This window comes from Actinoplanes sp. NPDC024001 (assembly GCF_040638955.1).
In the GTDB taxonomy this organism is placed as follows: domain Bacteria; phylum Actinomycetota; class Actinomycetes; order Mycobacteriales; family Micromonosporaceae; genus Actinoplanes.
The window spans coordinates 1-17,076 of the sequence record NZ_JBEZZB010000040.1; the positions used below are offsets into that span (position 1 = coordinate 1).

17 protein-coding genes are annotated in these 17,076 nt (G+C 72.3%); 9 read left to right on the forward strand and 8 right to left on the reverse strand.

The features are described 5' to 3' along the window. The coding region (locus tag AB0F81_RS17620; protein WP_360198159.1) for a hypothetical protein at positions 1–889 on the forward strand (889 nt) is incomplete at its 5' end. A 54-nt stretch (positions 890–943) separates the two neighbouring features. Here the strand turns inward: AB0F81_RS17620 and AB0F81_RS17625 are convergent. The 6 genes from AB0F81_RS17625 to AB0F81_RS17650 all read right to left on the reverse strand — a co-directional run bounded on the left by AB0F81_RS17625 (position 944) and on the right by AB0F81_RS17650 (position 8,380). After that, positions 944–1,450: a hypothetical protein gene (locus tag AB0F81_RS17625; RefSeq protein WP_360198162.1), complete on the reverse strand. Its 507-nt coding sequence runs from the start codon at positions 1,448–1,450 to the stop codon at positions 944–946. Between the two features lie 82 nt (positions 1,451–1,532). Continuing rightward, positions 1,533–2,402, reverse strand: a complete 870-nt coding sequence (locus tag AB0F81_RS17630) for a sugar ABC transporter permease (protein ID WP_360198348.1) — start codon at positions 2,400–2,402, stop codon at positions 1,533–1,535. Positions 2,403–2,431: 29 nt separating this feature from the next. After that, complete coding sequence (locus AB0F81_RS17635; protein ID WP_360198165.1) at positions 2,432–3,457, reverse strand: ABC transporter ATP-binding protein; 1,026 nt, start codon at positions 3,455–3,457, stop codon at positions 2,432–2,434. A 7-nt stretch (positions 3,458–3,464) separates the two neighbouring features. Continuing rightward, the gene (locus AB0F81_RS17640; protein ID WP_360198168.1) at positions 3,465–4,763 is read right to left on the reverse strand and encodes a sugar ABC transporter substrate-binding protein; all 1,299 of its coding nucleotides are present in this window, start codon (positions 4,761–4,763) and stop codon (positions 3,465–3,467) included. Positions 4,764–4,765: 2 nt separating this feature from the next. Further along, on the reverse strand, positions 4,766–5,572 hold the full coding sequence (locus tag AB0F81_RS17645; protein WP_360198171.1) for a carbohydrate ABC transporter permease: 807 nt from the start codon (positions 5,570–5,572) through the stop codon (positions 4,766–4,768). Beyond that, positions 5,573–8,380 (reverse strand): exo-alpha-sialidase, encoded by a 2,808-nt coding sequence (locus AB0F81_RS17650; protein ID WP_360198174.1) that lies wholly within the window; start codon positions 8,378–8,380, stop codon positions 5,573–5,575. 165 nt (positions 8,381–8,545) lie between these two features. Here AB0F81_RS17650 and AB0F81_RS17655 point away from each other — a divergent pair, with 165 nt between their 5' ends. Both AB0F81_RS17655 and AB0F81_RS17660 read left to right on the forward strand, forming a co-directional pair. Further along, complete coding sequence (locus tag AB0F81_RS17655; protein ID WP_360198177.1) at positions 8,546–9,316, forward strand: hypothetical protein; 771 nt, start codon at positions 8,546–8,548, stop codon at positions 9,314–9,316. A 17-nt stretch (positions 9,317–9,333) separates the two neighbouring features. Next, positions 9,334–9,699 (forward strand): BlaI/MecI/CopY family transcriptional regulator, encoded by a 366-nt coding sequence (locus tag AB0F81_RS17660; protein ID WP_360198180.1) that lies wholly within the window; start codon positions 9,334–9,336, stop codon positions 9,697–9,699. Here the strand turns inward: AB0F81_RS17660 and AB0F81_RS17665 are convergent. Next, positions 9,696–10,610 (reverse strand): M56 family metallopeptidase, encoded by a 915-nt coding sequence (locus tag AB0F81_RS17665; RefSeq protein WP_360198183.1) that lies wholly within the window; start codon positions 10,608–10,610, stop codon positions 9,696–9,698. The genes AB0F81_RS17660 and AB0F81_RS17665 overlap by 4 nt on opposite strands. A gap of 90 nt (positions 10,611–10,700) precedes the next feature. Here AB0F81_RS17665 and efeU point away from each other — a divergent pair, with 90 nt between their 5' ends. Genes efeU through efeB form a run of 3 tightly spaced genes read left to right on the forward strand, consistent with a single transcriptional unit; the run spans position 10,701 to position 13,906 of the window. After that, positions 10,701–11,531: an iron uptake transporter permease EfeU gene (gene efeU / locus AB0F81_RS17670; protein WP_360198186.1), complete on the forward strand. Its 831-nt coding sequence runs from the start codon at positions 10,701–10,703 to the stop codon at positions 11,529–11,531. A gap of 9 nt (positions 11,532–11,540) precedes the next feature. Continuing rightward, positions 11,541–12,665: an iron uptake system protein EfeO gene (gene efeO / locus AB0F81_RS17675; RefSeq protein ID WP_360198189.1), complete on the forward strand. Its 1,125-nt coding sequence runs from the start codon at positions 11,541–11,543 to the stop codon at positions 12,663–12,665. Between the two features lie 2 nt (positions 12,666–12,667). After that, on the forward strand, positions 12,668–13,906 hold the full coding sequence (gene efeB / locus AB0F81_RS17680; RefSeq protein ID WP_360198192.1) for an iron uptake transporter deferrochelatase/peroxidase subunit: 1,239 nt from the start codon (positions 12,668–12,670) through the stop codon (positions 13,904–13,906). Here the strand turns inward: efeB and AB0F81_RS17685 are convergent. After that, complete coding sequence (locus AB0F81_RS17685) at positions 13,899–14,249, reverse strand: hypothetical protein (protein WP_360198195.1); 351 nt, start codon at positions 14,247–14,249, stop codon at positions 13,899–13,901. The two genes, efeB and AB0F81_RS17685, sit on opposite strands and share 8 nt — an antisense overlap. A gap of 278 nt (positions 14,250–14,527) precedes the next feature. Between AB0F81_RS17685 and AB0F81_RS17690 the strand changes: the two genes are divergently transcribed. The 3 genes from AB0F81_RS17690 to AB0F81_RS17700 all read left to right on the forward strand — a co-directional run bounded on the left by AB0F81_RS17690 (position 14,528) and on the right by AB0F81_RS17700 (position 17,063). Beyond that, complete coding sequence (locus AB0F81_RS17690) at positions 14,528–15,085, forward strand: PadR family transcriptional regulator (RefSeq protein WP_360198198.1); 558 nt, start codon at positions 14,528–14,530, stop codon at positions 15,083–15,085. Beyond that, complete coding sequence (locus AB0F81_RS17695; protein WP_360198202.1) at positions 15,082–15,963, forward strand: CPBP family intramembrane glutamic endopeptidase; 882 nt, start codon at positions 15,082–15,084, stop codon at positions 15,961–15,963. The genes AB0F81_RS17690 and AB0F81_RS17695 overlap by 4 nt, the downstream gene beginning before the upstream one ends. Positions 15,964–16,148: 185 nt before the next feature. Beyond that, positions 16,149–17,063 (forward strand): GNAT family N-acetyltransferase, encoded by a 915-nt coding sequence (locus tag AB0F81_RS17700; protein ID WP_360198205.1) that lies wholly within the window; start codon positions 16,149–16,151, stop codon positions 17,061–17,063. The last annotated feature ends 13 nt before the right edge of the window (positions 17,064–17,076 follow it).

Sequence of the window (17,076 nt, forward strand, 5' to 3'; positions counted from 1 at the left end):
GGGCGGGCTGCGCCAGCGCCTGCGCGCGGCCGGCGCCACCGGACTCGGCGCGGGCCTGCGGCTGGCCGCGATTCTGGCATTGGCGACCGCCACGGCTCTCGCCGGCGGGTGGACCATGCTGGAGCTCAGCCTGTCGACGACGGCGTGGCCCGGCTTCGAGCAGCGCGGCACGGCCGTCTCGCTCGGAATCGGTGTCTGGGCGGCCTGGCTGCTCGCGGCGGTGGCGCACGTGGTGGCACCCGGCCGGTGGACGCGCCGAGCCATCGGGTTCGCGCTCGTCCTCACCGTCGCGGTCGTGCCGCTCGCCGCTGTCGTCGGTCATCATCGGCCGCCGCTGTTCGTGCTGCTCGCGCAGGCCTGCCTCGGGCTCGTGGCGCTCGGCGTTCCCGGCCGGCTGTCCCTGTGGCTACGACTGCTGCCCCTCGCCGGCGCCGCCGCGGTTCTCCCCGTGGCGGCGACCCTGAGCCACGACGATTTCACGTATTACGGCTGGCCCGCCGGGCGGGTCCTGCCCGGTGCCGGACTGGTGCTGCTGCTGGCGGCACTCCTCGCCGCGGTGGGGCTGGCCGCGCGCAACGACCTGCGCGGCGCTTGGGCGCTGCTGGTGCTGCTCGGCCCGATCGGCATGCTGTGGCTGCACCCGCTGGCCGAGGAACTCGCCGTCGCCCTGTACGGCGGCGGACCTAACGCGGACTGGACGACACTGGCCACGGCGGCGGTCATGGTGGCGATCGTGGCGGTGATCGCCGTGTCGGCTGCGCTGACGTTCCACCAGCGGGGCGCCTCGACCCCGGCCACCACGCGCTGCGCGGCGTGCGGTGCGCCCACCAGCGACAGCGACGCCGGGCGGAGCGTGGTCCTGGACGGCCTCACGCCGGGACCGGACTGAGCGGCCGCCGGCAGAGCGGGTCCAGGGGCGGCGCGACGAGAGAAAGGTAACGGGTCAGACCGGGGTGGCTCGGTGGACGACCAGGCCCCGGGCGACCTCGGCGGGACACGCCGGGTCGGGGGTGGTCACCTGACCACTGACCGCCACCTCCGCGCCGGGCTGCAGGGCGGTGACCGGGGTGCCGGTCAGGCCCCACAGCCGCTTGCCGACCCGCAGCATCGTGCAGTTGCCGGCGCGTTCGACGACGCCGGTCAGGTTGCGTTCGCCGAACGGAAGGCCGCCGGGCAGCTCGCCGGACGACGGCGGTAGCGGGCTCGACGGCGGCGCGCCCCGGCTGGGCGGCGGCAGCGACGGCGGGGCCTCGCCGGACGGCGGATCGGCCGGCGGTTCGGACGGCGGATCGGACGGCGGTGGCGTGGCCTCGGTGGGCGGCGGCATGGAGGGCGCTCCGGTGGGTGTGGCGGTCGGTGCGGGTGCGCCGGCCGGCGGCGGATCGGACCCGCAGCCGGTCGCCGGCGCCACGACGGCGACGGCCAGCAGCAGGGCGAGCGGGCGTCGCATGGGCGTCACTCCTTCCACGCGGCCGGGTCGGTGGGCGCGCATGTGGATGGGACGGTGAGCACGGCCTCCCGGATCCCCGGTGTCACCTGTCGTGGAAACGGGTGTAACGCCGCAACAGTCGCCATTGCACGGCGACGGCTGCGACCGTGAGCAGCAGCATCACGAGGGTTGCCGCGGCGGCGTACCCGTACCGAAGGTATTCGAAGGCGGTGCGGTAGGCGAACAGCGGGATGTAGGTGGTGGCGTAGGGCGGCGGGCCGCCGTCGGTCACCACCAGGGCCGGCACGAACGAGAAGTGCAGGCTCTGGATCACGTCGCGGATCAGCAGCAGGCCCAGCACCGGGGCGATCAGCGGCAGGGTGATCCGGCGCAGCACGTCCCAGCTGGTGGCGTCCTCCAGGGCGGCCAGCTCGTAGACGTCGTGGGGCAGGGCGCGGCGGGCGGCCAGCAGGATGATGAACGTCTCGCCGATGGTGAACAGGCTCATCAGCACGATCGCGGCCCGCGCGTCGGTCGGGTCGGTCAGCCACAGCGGCGGGGTGCGGCCCAGGACGGTCAGGCCGTTCTCGCCGCCGAGGCGCAGCACCTGGTTGATCGGGCCGTAGAGCGGGTTGAGCAGCCACAGCCAGAGCAGGCCGTAGGCGATCTCCGGGACCGCGGCGGGCAGCACCGCGGCGGTGCGCGCCGGACCGGCGGCCAGCGCACGCCGGTGCAGCAGCAGGGCCAGGCCCAGCGCGATCATCAGCCGCAACGGGACCGCGGCGGCGGCGAAGACCAGCGAGTTGACCAGGGCGGTCCGGAAGATCGGGTCGCCGGTCAGCTCGCTGAAGTTGGCGGTGCCGGCCCACACCGGCGGCCGGATCAGGTCGTAGTCGGTGAACGCCAGCGCCAGGGTGATCAGAAACGGGCCCAGCACCAGCACGACCAGGCCCACCAGGTAGGGCGCGAGCATCAGCCACAGCTGCCGCTGGCTGCGGTCTCTCACGGCACCCGCCGGCCGGTCTCGGCGTCGAAGACATGCACGTCGGGCCAGCTGACGCTGACCCCGGCCGGTTCCCCCGGCTGCGGCCTTCCCACGGCGGGCACGCGCGCGGTCAGCACATGATCGGCGAGCCTGACGTACGCGTACGCATCCTCACCGACGACGTCGACCCGCTCGACCGTGCCGGGCGTGCCGGAGCCGGTGAGCCGCACCGCTTCCGGCCGGAAGCCGAGCAGACGGCCGGAGGCCGGCGGCGACGGCATGCCGTGCGGCACGATCGGCCCGTCGGCGGGCACCAGGTTCATCGCGGGGGACCCGATGAACCGGGCCACGAAGACGGTCGCCGGCTCGCGCCAGATCTCGTCCGGGGTCGCCAGCTGTTCCAGGCGGCCGTCGCGGAGCACTGCGATCCGGTCGGCCATCACCAGCGCCTCGGTCTGGTCGTGGGTGACGTGCACCGAGGTCACACCGAGCCGGGCGTGCAGCGCCTTCAGCTCGCCGCGGGTCTCCACCCGCAGCTCCGGATCGAGGTTGGACAGCGGCTCGTCGAACAGGAACAGGTCCGGCTCGCGGACCAGCGCGCGGGCCAGCGCCACCCGCTGCCGCTCACCGCCGGAGAGCTGACCCGGCCGCCGGTCGAGCAGGTGCGCGCAGCCCACCGAGGCCGCGGCGGCCCGCGCCCGCTCCCGGGCCTGCGCCCGGGAGACGTCGCGGACCTCCAGACCGAAAGTGATGTTGTCCAGCGCGCTCAGGTGCGGGAAGAGAGCGTACGACTGGAACACCATGGACACGTTGCGCCGGCCCGGCCGCAGCGTGGTCACGTCGCGGCCCTGGATCAGCACCCGGCCCTCGGCCACCGGGTGCAGCCCGGCGACCAGCCGCAGCAGGGTGCTCTTGCCCGCACCGGACGGGCCGAGCACCACGAGCAGTTCGCCGCGGTGCACCTCCAGGTCGAGCCGGTGCAGCACCCGCGCGTCCCGATAACCCGCCGAGACCCCTTCCAGAACCAGCCCGGCGTCCGTCATGCAACGATCATCGCGGATGTTCCGCCCGTGCGAACAGGGGCCGGGTCTGTTCGTCGAGCTGCCGGATCACGTCGTCCAGGCGGTCACCTCGATAGAACGCGTTCTCCAGGATGCCGCCGGTTACGTCCTCGATCTCCGGCCAGGTCGACACGGTCGGCAGCGCCCGGACGGTGGGGATCGCGTCCAGGAAGACCTTGGCGCTGCGCGGTGGCTGTGCCGGGCCCAGGAAGGCCGGGCTGGTGGAGACCTCGATGTGCGACGGCACGGTCCGCCCGGTCGCGGCGATGATCTTCTGGCCCTCGGCGCTGATCGCGTACTCCAGGAACTTCCACGCGTTGTCCTTGTTGGTGCTGCCGCGGGTCAGGCAGTAGGCGTCCGAGTGCAGCACGCCGACCGGCTTCTGGTAGACCGGCAGCGGCGCGACGTCCCACTCGAAGCCGGTGATCGACCGGAAGGTGGTGGTGGAGCGCCGCGACGACATCACCATCGCCAGGCGGCCGTTGACGAACCGGGACTCGTCGTCCTCCGCCTCGACCTCCTGGTCGGTGGGCACCACGCCGTACGCCAGGCGCAGGTCGATCAGGTTCTTCAGGGCCTCCCGGGCGGCCGGGGTGTCCAGGTTGAGCCGGGTCGGCCGGGCCGGGTCGTCGACGATGTCCGCGCCGTGGGACCAGACGAACGGCGCCAGCCGGATGATCGACGGTTCGATGCCGAGCCCGTGCACGGCCGGGCGCACCGCGGCGCCCTCGGTCTCCGCCGCCCGGATCACCCCGCCGTTCGCGTCGCGGGTCATCGCGGCGGCCGTGGTGAGCAGGTCGTTCCAGGTCCAGCCGGTCTTCGGCAGCGCGACGCCGTACTTCTCGAAGAGGGTGCGGTTGTAGTAGACGGCCAGGCTGGAGACGTTCTGCGGCAGGCACAGCTGCTTGCCCTGCCACTTGAAGGCGTCCATCGCGACCGGGTAGTAGTCGGCCGGGTCGATGGCGCCGGACGCGGCGATCCGCTCGTCGAGCGGCTCGATCGCGTCCTTCACCGCGAACTGGCCGTAGAAGCGGTAGTTCATCAGGAACAGGTCCGGCGGGGAACCGCCGGCGATCGAGGTGGAGAGCTTGGTGAGCAGGTCCTCCCGGTCGCTGGCCTCGACGAGCTGCACCGGTTTGGAATAGGAGCCGACCAGTGTGCGGTAGGCCTCCAGCTCCTCCGGGGCGCCGAACACCAGCAGCTGCACCGGCTTGTCGTTCTCGTCGGTGCCGGGGGAACCGCAGGCGGCCAGCACGGCGCACAGCAGGAGGGCAGTGAAACGTCGCAATCTCAACTCCTGAACGAGTCGGGGCGGAGGAACCATCGCTGGGCCAGCACGAAGACGATCACCGGTGGCAGCGTGGCCACCACCGCGCCGGCCAGGAAGACCGGGAAGTTGGTCGGGTCCAGCACCGACAGCGACCGCAGCGCCAGCGGCAGCGTGAACAGGTCACGGTCGTAGAGGTAGACGAGGGGATCGAGGAAGTTCGACCAGGTGAGGATGAAGCTCAGCGCGGTGAGGGCGGCCGTCACCGGGCGCACCACCGGCAGGGCGAACCGCCACCAGGTCTGCACGGGGGTCAGGTCGGACAGCCGGCAGGTGTCGTACAGGTCGGCGGGCAGGGCGCGGAACGCCAGGTAGTAGACGAGCACGTAGAGCGGGGAGGCGCCGAGCAGGGCCGGCGCGATCAGCGGGACCAGGGTGTCGGTCAGGCCCAGGTACCGGAAGATGACGAACCGGGGGAGCAGCAGGGCGGTGGCCGGCGCCATCAGGGCCAGCAGGGACGCCGCCACCACCACGGTGACCAGCCGCCGCGACGAGCGGGCCAGGGCGAACCCGGCCCACGCGGCGACCAGCACACTCAGCGGCACCGCGAGCACGGCCACCACCACCGAGTTGAGCGTGGCCCGGCCGAGGCCGCCGAGCGACCAGGCCTGCTCGTACCCCGCGGTGGTGACCGGATCGGGCACCAGCCGCGGGGTCGGTGGGGGTGGCTGACCAGGCTCGGTCAGCGACCCCGACACCAGCAGGAGCAGTGGTGGCACGAACACCAGCAGTACGAACACCGCACCGAGGGTGCGCCACTGCGTCCTCATCTACTTGCGCAGGTCCAGCTTCCAGGCACTCAACCCGTGTGAGGCCGCGTACAGGATGCGTTTACCCGGCACGATCGTCAGGCCGGTGACCTCGACGTTGGGCATCCCGCCCGCCGCGCGCACCCAGGCCCGGGTGCCGCTCGGCAGGCGCAGCACACCGAAGTCGGTGGCCGCGTACAGGTCGCCGGTGACGTCGTCGCGGACCAGGTCGGTCAGCGGCTGGTCACCCAGGTTGTACGACCGGTCGCTCCAGGTCGACGCCCCGCTGGCGGCGAGGGTCACCTCGAACGCGTGCCCGGGTGTGGCCGGGGTGTTCGAGTTGAAGCCGCTGTACGAGATCCACGCCCGCGCCGGGTTCTTCGGGTCGGGGTAGATGCTGCTGACGAACCGGTTCGGCAGCTGCCGGTCGTCGTCGATGCGGGTCCACTGCACCGCGGAGGCCGGTTCGGCGTCCACGTTGCGGGAGACGAACACCCGCCCGGTGGTGGTGGCCGCCCAGGCGGTCGAGGTGTCGGCGGCGGACCGCTCGATCGCGGCGACCGCGCCGCCGGCCTTGTCGCCCCAGAGGACGTCGGTCAGCGCGGTCGGACCGAGCTGCGCCCAGTCACCGCACTGCTCGTCGAACGTACCGGTCCAGGTGTTGCAGATCTCGTTGGCCTCGGCGAGCGTGCGGTCGCCAAGACCGAAGGTCTTGGTCCGGTACACGCTGACCGAGGTCCCGGCGAACATCGTGCCGCTCACCCGCGGGTCGCTGATCACCGGCGCGTAGAACTGGGTGTTCGGCTGCGCGTCGATCGGCTCGCCGACGTAGATCCAGCTGCCGGTGTCGCCGTTGTTGAAGTTCACCTCGATCTGGACGCCGGTGTACGTGTGGAACCGGAACTCCGGCCGGGCCACGTCCCACCCGGACTGCCCACCGTCACCGATGATCGTGTTCAGCCAGCGCCGCCGCTCGCCCTTGTTCTCCCAGGTGCCGTTGTCCTGGGTGCCGCCCTGCAGCAGGTTCACGTCGTGCGGGCTGACCGACAGGCTCATGAACTGCAGCGTGGACAGGCCGTCGTTGATGTCGTCGAGCCGCGAGGGGATGCGCGAGAGCATCTGCTGGCAGCGTGCGAGCTGCGCGGCGTTCAGCGCCCGCCGCGGGTCGTCGCACCAGTCGGAGCGGTCGACGAACTCGCCGCTGGAGCGGGACACGCCGCCGTCGTTGGCCTCGAAGAACTGGAACGGGTTGCGCGGGTTCACCACGATGTCGTGCTGGTCCGGGTGCAGGCCGTTCGGGTGCAGCTCGTCGGTGCCGTCGAAGGTCATGTCGGTGCCGGAGACCCCGGCGTCGGTGGAGAGCACGACGGCCCGCTTGTTGGCGATGGTCTCGCCGTAGACGTACGACCCGCCGGTGTAGACCATGTCGGGATGCCCGTCGGGGGTGTGCACGAACATGTCGTACCAGCACTGGGTGCCGCACTGGTTGTAGGTGGCGTAACCCGGGTCGGCGACGTTCGCGCTGGTCAGGTCGGCGAACGCGGGCGTGCCGGTGGCCACGTCGTCGCTGCGCAGCAGCCGGGAGTACGGCGTGCCGATGTTGCCCTCGTAGACGTACATCCGGGTCTTGCCGTTGGGCAGCTTGGTCACGTCGAAGGCGGCCCGGGTCTGGAACACGGTCGGCGCCAGCGACGGCTTGATCTGCGTCCAGGTGGCGCCGGCGTCCGGCGAGCGCCAGATGCCCCGGGCGTACGACGACGCGTACACGATCTTGCTGTTGCTGGGGTCGAGCTCGATGTGGCGCACACCGCGCGGCGAGCAGGTCGAGTTGTTGGTCCACTCCTCGGTGCTGCCGGTGCACTGCGCCGGGTCGGCCGAGCCGTTGTGGATGAACTTCCACGTCTTGCCGGTGTCGGTGGACTTGTAGAGGCCCCACTTCGCCGCGTCGGGAACCGGGCGGGTGATGCCGCTGCAGCAGACACTCGACATGCCGCGCAGGGCGGTGGTCGTCGCCACGTACAGCGTCTTGGGGTTGCCGGGCTCGATCACGATCTCACCGAGACCCTTGCCGCCCAGCTCCTTCTTGCCGAGCGGGCCCTGCCAGGTCAGGCCGCCGTTGGTGGACCGGTAGAGCCCGACGCCGGCGACGCAGCCGGAGGCGCAGATGTTGGCCTCGCCGGTGCCGACGTAGATGGTCAGCCCGGTCGGGTCGTTGCGGTCGATGGTGACCGAGCCGGCCGCGTTGATGCCCAGCGGCCCGCCGAGGTAGGCCCACTTCGGCTTGGCGGCGAGGATGTCGAGGGTGGCCCAGACGCCGCCGCCGGCCGGGGTGATGTAGGCCCGGCAGAACCCGGGACGGCAGCTGTGGCTCACCGCGATCGAGGTGGTGCGGCCACCCGCCACGTACTCGTTCGGCACGTAGTTGAACGCGTTGCGGAACTCGGTGAACGGGTACAGCGCCTCGCTGGGCCCGACGTTCGTCCAGCGGTTCTGCCGGATCCGGCCCTGCGGGGCGGTGCGCTTGTCGGCCGAGCTGAACGCTGTCCGAGACTGGTCAACCTGGGCGACCTTGATGCTCTGCGCCGGATAGGCCCGCTCGTCGAACTCGCCGAGGCCGAGCGCGCCCGGGCTGTCCAGCACGCCGTGGTTGGGCCCGGCCTGCCGCATCGCCGCGAGGTGGCCGCCGAGTGCGCTGGGCATCTCGCCGCCGCTCGCCGCGGCGGGTGCGGGCGCCGCGGCCCCGGCCAGGTGAACCCCCACCACCCCGGTGGTGGCCACCAAGGCCCCGATCAGTGTGCCGATGAATATCTGCCGTCGCCGCCGGGTCATCGGACCCCCCTCCCGAAGAACCACCGCAGCGCGGCGGCCATCGGCGACCGTCACTGTCGGCATCTCCTGGGCACACTGCCAAATTCAGTGATCAATAACAATGTCTGTGGCCGGTTCGGCCGGTCCGTCGCTTTCGGCGTTCACCGGTGCGCCAGGATGGCGTCCATGGATGAAGACCTGGCCGCCCGGATCCGCGCCGCCGAGCTGGTCGCCGCCGTCGGCACCCCGGCCTGGCCGGCGGCGCGGTCCGAGTACGGCGAGCTGCTGCCGGGAGTGCGGCTCGACGGCACCGCCATCGCCCTGGAGCTGGCGGCGCCGGAGGACCGCGACGCGGTCCTCGCCGCCGAGCTGGACGGGTGGCAGGCCCGCATCGCCGACCTGATCCGCCGCGACGAGCAGGCCCGCAAGGAACTCGCCGAGATCGGCGCCCGCCTGCCGCTGCCGCGGCCGGCGCTGGTCTGGGCCCGGCTCGCGGTGCAGCCCGCGCAGGTCGCCGCCGGCCTGGCCGGGCATCCGGCCGAGGTGCGGCGCGACTTCGCCCGGGTGGCGCTGGTGATGCTGCGCGAGACCCCGTTGCGGTGGACCCCGTTCGGCGGCGTCGAGTCGCTGTGGGTGCTCCTCGACGACGCCGGCGAGCTGCACGTCGTGCCGGACCGGCGGCCCCTCGTCGCCGGTCCGGGCCCCGACCCGGCCGGCCGGGTGGCGCAGCGGCTCGGCGAGCACCGGTGCGTGGCGCTGGTGCGCGGCAACGCCGGGGAGGGCTCCCGCCTGCCGGTGACGCCCAGCACCGACGACGCGGTGATCGTGCTGGCCCGGCACCGCGGCGGCGCCGAACTCGAGCTTCAGCTGTGGTTCACCCGGCACGGGCTGTTCCGCCCCGGCATCGATTTCGCGCCGGGCGTCGGCGAGGTGATCGATCGTGCCGCCGCGGGCTGACCGGTAAGCTGCCGCTCGTGCCGCCCGACGAACCAGCAGCCCGGCGACGCGCCGGTGAACTCGAGTCCGAGATCCTCGGCGTCCTGGTCCGGGCGGCCGGGCCGCTCACCCCGCGAGAGGTGCTCGACCGGCTGCGGCTGCCGCTGTCCTACAGCACGGTGGTCACGATCCTGACCCGCATGCACGAGAAGGGCATGGCGGCCCGCCACCGGGAGGGCCGCGCCTTCCGCTACGCGCCGCTCACCGACAGCGCCTCGGTCACCGCCGAGCGGATGACCGCCCTGCTCGACACCGGCACCGACCGGGCGACCGTGCTGCGCCGGTTCGTCGACACCCTGGAGCCGGGCGACGAGGACCTGCTGCGCCGCCTGCTCGGCGACTAGAGGTGCGCGGCCGCCAGCAGCTCGCCGAGGTCGTAGACGCACTCGGCGGTCCAGGCCAGCGAGAACAGGCCGGCCGCGAGCGGGATCGCCAGCGGCAGCGGTGACCGGGCGCGCAGCGGGCTGAGCAGGGAGGCGACCCGGCGCGGGACGGCGCCGGCGCGCCGCAGGTCGGGGCCGGACGGGGCCATCCGCAGGCCGGTCGCGCCGACCGAGACCAGGGCCGCGGTGCCGATCGCGCGGGCCACCGCCCGGCGGTTGTCCAACTCGGCCGCGGCGCGCTCGTCGGCGGCGCGTTCCACCAGGTAGTCGATGCGCCGGGTGAGCCAGCGGAAGGCCGGGTGGACGGCGGCGGCGAGCCGGGCGATCAGCACCAGCCGGTGGTGGCGGCCGGCCAGGTGGGCGCGTTCGTGGGCGAGCAGCGCCGCGTACTGGGTGTCGTCGAGGGCGGCGCGCATGCCGGTGGTGACCACGATCCGGCCGCCGTCGCCCGGGACCGCGAAGGCCTCGGGGCGGTCGTCGTCGAGCAGGACCAGGCCGTCGGTGGCGGGCAGGGTCGCGTAGCGGCGGGCGAAGCGGACGTCGTGGCGGTGGCGGCGCCAGGTCACCGCCATGGCGGCGAGGGCGGCGGCCAGCATCGCCACGGAGAGCCAGGACACCCAGGGCGCGGCGGCGGTGTCGGCTCGGACGTACCGGTCGGAGAAGTGCAGCAGGGCGCCGGTGGCCGGCAGCTCGGCTGCCGCCTTGAGGGTGAACGCCGTGAGGGTGACCAGGCAGCCGGCCGCGGCCGCGGCGATCGCGGTGACCAGGAAGGTGAGCGCGGCCGCGGGCCGCAGGCGGTCGGCGAGGTAGCGGGCCGCGACGGCGATCACCGCCGGGCAGACCACCACCTCCCAGATGAAGTGATCGAGCACCGGTTCAGTCTCCCACTGGACACCTTAGGTAAGGCATCCCTAATCTGGGGGCGCATCATCTACAGCGTGTAGAAGATCGGGAAGGAGATCATGCTAGCCACCTACCTCATCGGCCTGCGCGAAGGCCTCGAGGCCACCCTGGTGGTCAGCATCCTGATCGCCTTCCTGGTCCGTTCCGAGCGCCGTGACCGGCTCCCGCAGGTCTGGCTCGGGGTCGGCCTGGCCGTCGCCCTGTCCGTGCTGTTCGGCTGGCTGCTCAACTTCACCTCGACCACGCTGCTGCGTGAGTACGAGCAGCGCGAGCTCTTCGAGGCGATCACCTCGCTGCTGGCCGTGGCGTTCGTCACGTGGATGATCTTCTGGATGCGCCGGGCCTCCCGGTCCATCGCCGGTGACCTGCGCGGCCGGCTCAGCGACGCCCTGCGGCTCGGCGGGATCGCGGTCGCCGTGATGGCCTTCCTCGCGGTGGTCCGCGAGGGCCTGGAGACGTCGCTGATCTTCTACTCCGCGGCCCAGGGCGCCGAGATCGACGGCGGCCCGCTCTACGCGCTGATCGGCGGCATCCTCACCGCGGTCGCGATCGGCTGGCTGATGTACGCCACCGCGGTCCGGATCAACCTGACCGTCTTCTTCACCGTCACCGGGGCGCTGCTCGTCCTGGTCGCCGCCGGCATCGCCAAATACGGCGTGCACGACCTCCAGGAGGCCGGGGTTCTGCCAGGCCTCAACACCCTGGCCTACGACGCGAGCGGCGTGCTCGACCCGTCCGCCTGGTACACGGCTCTGCTCACCGGCATGTTCAACGTCACCCCCACGGCCAGCGTCCTCGAGGTCGCCGCCTGGTGTGCGTACGCCGTACCCGTGCTCTTCCTGTTCCTGCGCCCCGCCGGGCGCAAGCCGGCCCCCGTAACGCAGTCCTAGGAGAATTTCGTGCGCACCTTCCGTCCCCTGGCCGTTCTGACGTCCGCCGCCCTGCTCGCCGGGTGCGGCGCCGGCGAGCCGGAGACCACCGCGGCGGGCGGCCCGATCGCGGTCCAGGCCACCGACAGCACCTGCGAGGTGGCCCGCACCACCCTGGACGCCGGCACCAGCGTCTTCGCCGTCACCAACAAGGGGAACAAGGTCACCGAGTTCTACGTGTACGCGCCCGGCGACCGGGTGATGGCCGAGGTGGAGAACATCGCCCCGGGTCTGTCCCGCAACCTGCACGTCGAGCTGCCCGCCGGCCAGTACGAGACGGCCTGCAAACCCGGCATGATCGGCAAGGGGATCCGGGGCCCGCTCACCGTCTCCGGCTCGGCGGCCCCGCTCACCGACGACGCCGCGCTGCTGGCCGCCACCGCCAGCTACTCGCGCTACGTGAAGAGCCAGACCGCCGCCCTGGAGGAGCGGACCGCCGAGTTCGTCGCCGCGGTGAAGGCCGGCGACATCCCGAAGGCCAAGGCGCTGTTCCCGATCTCGCGCACCTACTGGGAGCGGATCGAGCCGGTCGCCGAGATCTTCGGCGACCTGGACCCGCGCATCGACGGCCGCGAGGAGGTCACCGAGGAGGGCCTGACCTTCGGCGGCTTCCACCGCATCGAGAAGGACCTCTGGATCGCCGGTGACGTCTCCAAGTCCGGCCCGATCGCCGACCAGCTGATGGCCGACGTCAAGGAGGTCGTGCAGAAGGCCAACGCCGAGAAGCTCTCCCCGCTGCAGCTCGCCAACGGCGCCAAGGCTCTGCTCGACGAGGTGGCCAGCGGCAAGATCACCGGCGAGGAGGACCGCTACTCGCACACCGACCTGTGGGACTTCAACGCCAACATCGACGGCTCCAAGGCGGCGATCGCGGCACTGCGGCCGGTCCTGGAGGAGCGCGACCCCGAGCTGGTGAAGACCGTCGACGCGCAGTTCGCCAACGTCGACGCCACCCTCGCCAAGCACCGGGCCGGCGACGGCTGGAAGCTGCACACCGAGCTGTCCCAGGCCGACCTGAAGGAGCTGTCGGACGCGATCAACGCTCTCGCCGAGCCGATCAGCCAGGTGGCCGCCGTGGTCGCCAAGAAGGCCTGAGCATGGCTGCCCTGTCCCGCCGCAGCGCCCTCGCCCTCGCCGGGGCGGGGGCCGCCGGGGTCGCCGGCACGGCCGCCCTGGTCGCCCGCCGCGCGCCGTCGGCCGAGCCGGACCCGGTCACCGGCGCGGTCGCCTTCACCGGCGAGCACCAGGCCGGCATCGTCACCCCGGCCCAGGACCGGCTGCACTTCGTCGCCTTCGACGTCATCACCAAGGACCGCGACCGCCTGGTGCGGCTGCTCAAGGAGTGGACGGCGGCCGCCGCCCGGATGACGCGGGGCCACGACGCCGGTGAGATCGGCGCGGTGGCCGGCATTCCCGAGGCGCCGCCCGACGACACCGGTGAGGCGATCGGCCTGCCGGCGTCCGCGCTCACCCTCACCATCGGTTTCGGGCCCGCACTGTTCCGCCGTTTCGGCCTCGCCTCCCGGCAGCCGGCCGCCCTGGCCCCGCTGCCCAGGTTCACCGGCGACACCCTCGACGCGGCGCTGTCCGACGGTGACATCGGCATCCAGGCCTGCGCCAACGACCCGCAGGTGGCGGTGCACGCGATCCGCAACCTGGCCCGCATCGGGATGGGCGTGGTCAGCGTCCGGTGGTCGCAGCTCGGCTTCGGGCGCACCTCGTCGACCAGCACCGGGCAGGCCACCCCGCGCAACCTGTTCGGGTTCAAGGACGGCACCCGCAACCTCAAGGCCGAGGAGACCGACCTGCTGCGCGAGCACCTGTGGGTGCAGCCCGGCGACGGCCCGGACTGGATGACCGGCGGGTCCTACCTGGTCACCCGCAAGATCCGGATGCTGGTGGAGACGTGGGACCGGTCACCGCTCGCCGAGCAGGAGATGATCGTCGGCCGGGCCAAGGGCAGCGGCGCGCCGCTCGGCCGGCAGGACGAGTTCGACGACGTGGACTTCACCTCGGTCGGCGCCGACGGTGAGCCGCTGCTCGCGCCGGTCGCGCACGTGCGGCTCGCGCACCCGGACACCAACAACGGCGCCCGGATGCTGCGGCGCGGCTACAACTTCGTCGACGGGTCGGACGGGCTGGGGCGGCTCAACGCGGGGCTGTTCTTCATCGCCTATCAGCGGGACCCGCGTACCGGTTTCATCCCGGTGCAGCGCAGCCTTTCCGGCCGCGACGAGCTGAACGAGTACATCCGGCACGTGTCCAGCGCGCTGTTCGCCTGCCCGCCGGGCCTGTCCGGCCCGGACGATTACTGGGGGCGCGCGTTGTTCAGTTGAGGCGGCGGACCGTCTGCTCACGGTCCGGGTCGACGAAACGGCGGGCCCAGACCGCCAGGGCGCCGAGCGCGGCCGCGATCACCACCACGATCAGGCCGCGCACGCCGTCGTTGACCACCGAGACCAGCGAGGCCAGCGAACCCACCGCGATCACCAGGACGTGCGCCAGGTCGGCCCGCCCGACCAGCACCGGCGCGATCCAGAGGCCGAGGGCGAAGACGATCCCGGCGATGATGTTGCGGGCCAGGTCCGGCAGGCCGGCGCTGTCCAGGGCGCTGTGGGTGAGAATCCCACCGAGGCCGCCGACGAACAGGGCGATCAGGACGGCGAACTGGCGTGGCATCGAGAGACCTCCGGGTGAGCGTTCGCGACATGCTCGCACAGGGCGGCGTGCGTGATCGACCCCGTCGCCGCCCGCCGTAGGGTCGGGACATGCTCGAGCTGGACCGGCCCCTGAGCGTCGCCCCGATGGCCGGTGGGCCGTCCACACCGGCTCTCGTGACCCCGCCCAGCGCGCCGCGATGCTCTCCGGCGACGCCGACCTGGTCGCCGCCCTGACGCCGTGACTCGCTTGCTTGTATCTGTTAGAAATATCTGGCAGATACAAAGAGGTGATAGATCATGGCCCGATCCAGTCAGACCCAGATGGCGGTCCTCGGTGCGCTCAGCATCGAGCCGATGACGGCCTACGCGTTGCGCGAAACCATCCGTGACGTGCTCGGCCACTTCTGGAGCGAGAGCTTCGGGCAGATCTATCCCACGCTGCACGCCCTCGAGGAGGAGGGGCACGTGCGGCGCCGTGGTGGCGCCCGCGCCCGGTCGTCGGAATTCGTGATCACCGAGTCCGGAACCGCGCGTCTCATCGAGTTGCTCAGCGAACCGGCGCGGAAGGTGCCCGCTCGCGACGGGCTCATGCTGCGCCTGTTCTTCGGCCGCACCCTCGGCCCCGACCGCTGCCGTGACCTGCTGCAACAGGCCCGTGCCGCCGCCGAGGGCCGGCTGACCGAGTACGAGGCACTGCTCGCCCGGCTGGAGGCCGAGGAGGGGGACACCCCCGACTGGCCCTACATCCGCACCACCCTCCGGGCCGGCATCCACCACAGCCGATCAACGATCGCCTGGGCCGACGAATCCCTCGCCGCGCTCAGCGCCCTCCCAGGAGGATCGCCATCGCCATGACGACCACCCGGATCAACTTCCTGCTCTTCACGATCGCCGCCGTCGGCGCCGGCTGGGCCGGCGTCGCCCTCGACCGGGCCGGCGGCGAGGCCGCCGCCAACGAGGTCGCCTTCAGCACCAGCGACGGCACCCTCGGCCAGTTGCTCTTCATCCTCGGCCCGGCAGTCGCCGGCCTCCTGCTCTACTTCCTCTCCCGCGACGGCGCCGGGCCGCTGGGCCTCACCCTGAGATTCGCCCACCGTACGAGGTGGTTCGGCTTCGCCGCGCTCTTCTACCCGCTGGCCGCCGCGGTCCTCCTCGGATTGGGCCTGGTCGCGGGCGCGGCCACCCTGTCCGGCGACGCGGCTGCGTTCCTCACGGCCTTCCTCACCGTCTTCGCGGTCCAGCTGATCAAGAACCCGATCGAGGAGTTCACGTTCCGCGGTTACGGCACCCGCACCGCGATGGCGCTGGGCCTGCGCGGCGCCGCCACCCCGCACCTGCTGGTGGGCGCGGTGTGGGCGGCCTGGCACCTGCCGCTCTACCTGGTGTGGACGTCCGAGGCGGACATGCGGCTGGTCACCTCCCTGTCGATGCCGCTGTTCCTGGTGCTGCTCTTCGCCGGCCTGATGGCCGCGGCGCTGCTCTACGGGGAGATGCGGGTGCGGACCGGCTCGATCTGGCCGGGTGTGCTCATGCACAGCATGAGCAACGCGATCGTCACGCCGTTGCTGGTGGAGGGATACGTCAGCTTCCCGGGCCACGGCGACGTGCTGTTCTCACCGGTGGCGTCGTCGGTCCTGATGACGGTGCTCACCGCGGCCACCGGCCTGTTCCTGATCTCGCGCCGCCCGCGCCGTGCCGCGGTCCCGCCCACCCTGGCCGCAACCGCCACCTGATCGCGCGCCGCGTCACGGCGGGGCCGTCCGGGTCCCGCCGCCGCCGACCGGGTGGCCGGATTAATGCGTTGCGAGGTCTGGGGCGGGCGGATAGAACTGGCGGCCGGACCTACGAGAAAGGAGGAGCTGAGCCATGTATCGCACGCACACCGCGCTCACGTCCTCCCGGGCGGGGCGCATCCACGATGGAGTTCGCCTTGACGCTGCACGACCAGGATCTGACCCTTCGCCCGATCAGCGGGCCTGACGAAGTCGACCTGTTCAACGCCGAGTTCTCGTACGTTCTTGATGCCGAGATCAAGGGTGACCTGACCGCCGGGCGCCGCCGGCCGGAATGGCTGTGGGTCGCCCTGCGGGGCGGCCGGGTGACGGCCCGCGCCGGCTGGTGGTCGAGGCCCGGTGACGCGGAGCCGCAGGTGATGGACGTCTTCGACGTCCGGGATCCCGACGACGGGGTGCGGCTGCTGCGGGCCGCCCTGCCCGCCGGTGCGACGCCGCCGGACTACACGCGTTATCTGCAGCCGGACTGGCGTGACGCCGCCCCGGCCTGGCTGACGGCGCTGGAGAAGACCGGTGCCCGGCTGTTCGTGGAACGGCTGCGCCTGGAGTGGCGGCCCGGCACGCCGCTGCGCGAGCCGGGTGACCGGCTCGTCTTCCGCGAGCCGCGCGACGCCGGCGAGCTGATCGGCCTGATGACGCAGGTCCTCGACGGCACCCTCGACGCGCACAGCCGCGCCGACCTGGCCCGGACGATCGCCCGGCAGGCGGCCGAGGAGCAGTACCGTGACGAGCTGGAACGCTACGCCAGCCCGCACGAGTGGTGGCGGGTCGCGACCCTGCCGGACGGGGAGCCGGTGGGTTTCGTGATCCCGGCGCACAACGGCTACCACCCGATCATCGCGTATATCGGGGTGGTGCCCGCGCACCGCGGGCACGGCTACGTCGATGATCTGCTGGCAGCCGGCACCGGGGTGCTCGCGGCGCAGGGCGTGCCGCGGGTCCGCGCCGCCACCGACGTCGGCAACGTGCCGATGGCGGCCGCCTTCGCGCGGGCCGGATATGTCACCTTCGAGCGCCAGGTCGACATGACCTGGAAGTGACCGGCTGACGCCG

What these genes read in the sequence shown, in the direction of transcription:
- AB0F81_RS17630 (WP_360198348.1), bottom strand. Translation starts at nt 2,402, where the DNA reads ATGCTCGCGCCCTACCTGGTGGGCCTGGTCGTGCTGGTGCTGGGCCCG.
- AB0F81_RS17690 (WP_360198198.1), top strand. Translation starts at nt 14,528, where the DNA reads ATGGCCCGATCCAGTCAGACCCAGATGGCGGTCCTCGGTGCGCTCAGC.
- efeU (WP_360198186.1), top strand. Translation starts at nt 10,701, where the DNA reads ATGCTAGCCACCTACCTCATCGGCCTGCGCGAAGGCCTCGAGGCCACC.
- AB0F81_RS17625 (WP_360198162.1), bottom strand. Translation starts at nt 1,450, where the DNA reads ATGCGACGCCCGCTCGCCCTGCTGCTGGCCGTCGCCGTCGTGGCGCCG.
- efeB (WP_360198192.1), top strand. Translation starts at nt 12,668, where the DNA reads ATGGCTGCCCTGTCCCGCCGCAGCGCCCTCGCCCTCGCCGGGGCGGGG.
- AB0F81_RS17700 (WP_360198205.1), top strand. Translation starts at nt 16,149, where the DNA reads ATGGAGTTCGCCTTGACGCTGCACGACCAGGATCTGACCCTTCGCCCG.
- AB0F81_RS17650 (WP_360198174.1), bottom strand. Translation starts at nt 8,380, where the DNA reads ATGACCCGGCGGCGACGGCAGATATTCATCGGCACACTGATCGGGGCC.
- AB0F81_RS17635 (WP_360198165.1), bottom strand. Translation starts at nt 3,457, where the DNA reads ATGACGGACGCCGGGCTGGTTCTGGAAGGGGTCTCGGCGGGTTATCGG.
- AB0F81_RS17685 (WP_360198195.1), bottom strand. Translation starts at nt 14,249, where the DNA reads ATGCCACGCCAGTTCGCCGTCCTGATCGCCCTGTTCGTCGGCGGCCTC.
- AB0F81_RS17645 (WP_360198171.1), bottom strand. Translation starts at nt 5,572, where the DNA reads ATGAGGACGCAGTGGCGCACCCTCGGTGCGGTGTTCGTACTGCTGGTG.
- AB0F81_RS17695 (WP_360198202.1), top strand. Translation starts at nt 15,082, where the DNA reads ATGACGACCACCCGGATCAACTTCCTGCTCTTCACGATCGCCGCCGTC.
- AB0F81_RS17655 (WP_360198177.1), top strand. Translation starts at nt 8,546, where the DNA reads ATGGATGAAGACCTGGCCGCCCGGATCCGCGCCGCCGAGCTGGTCGCC.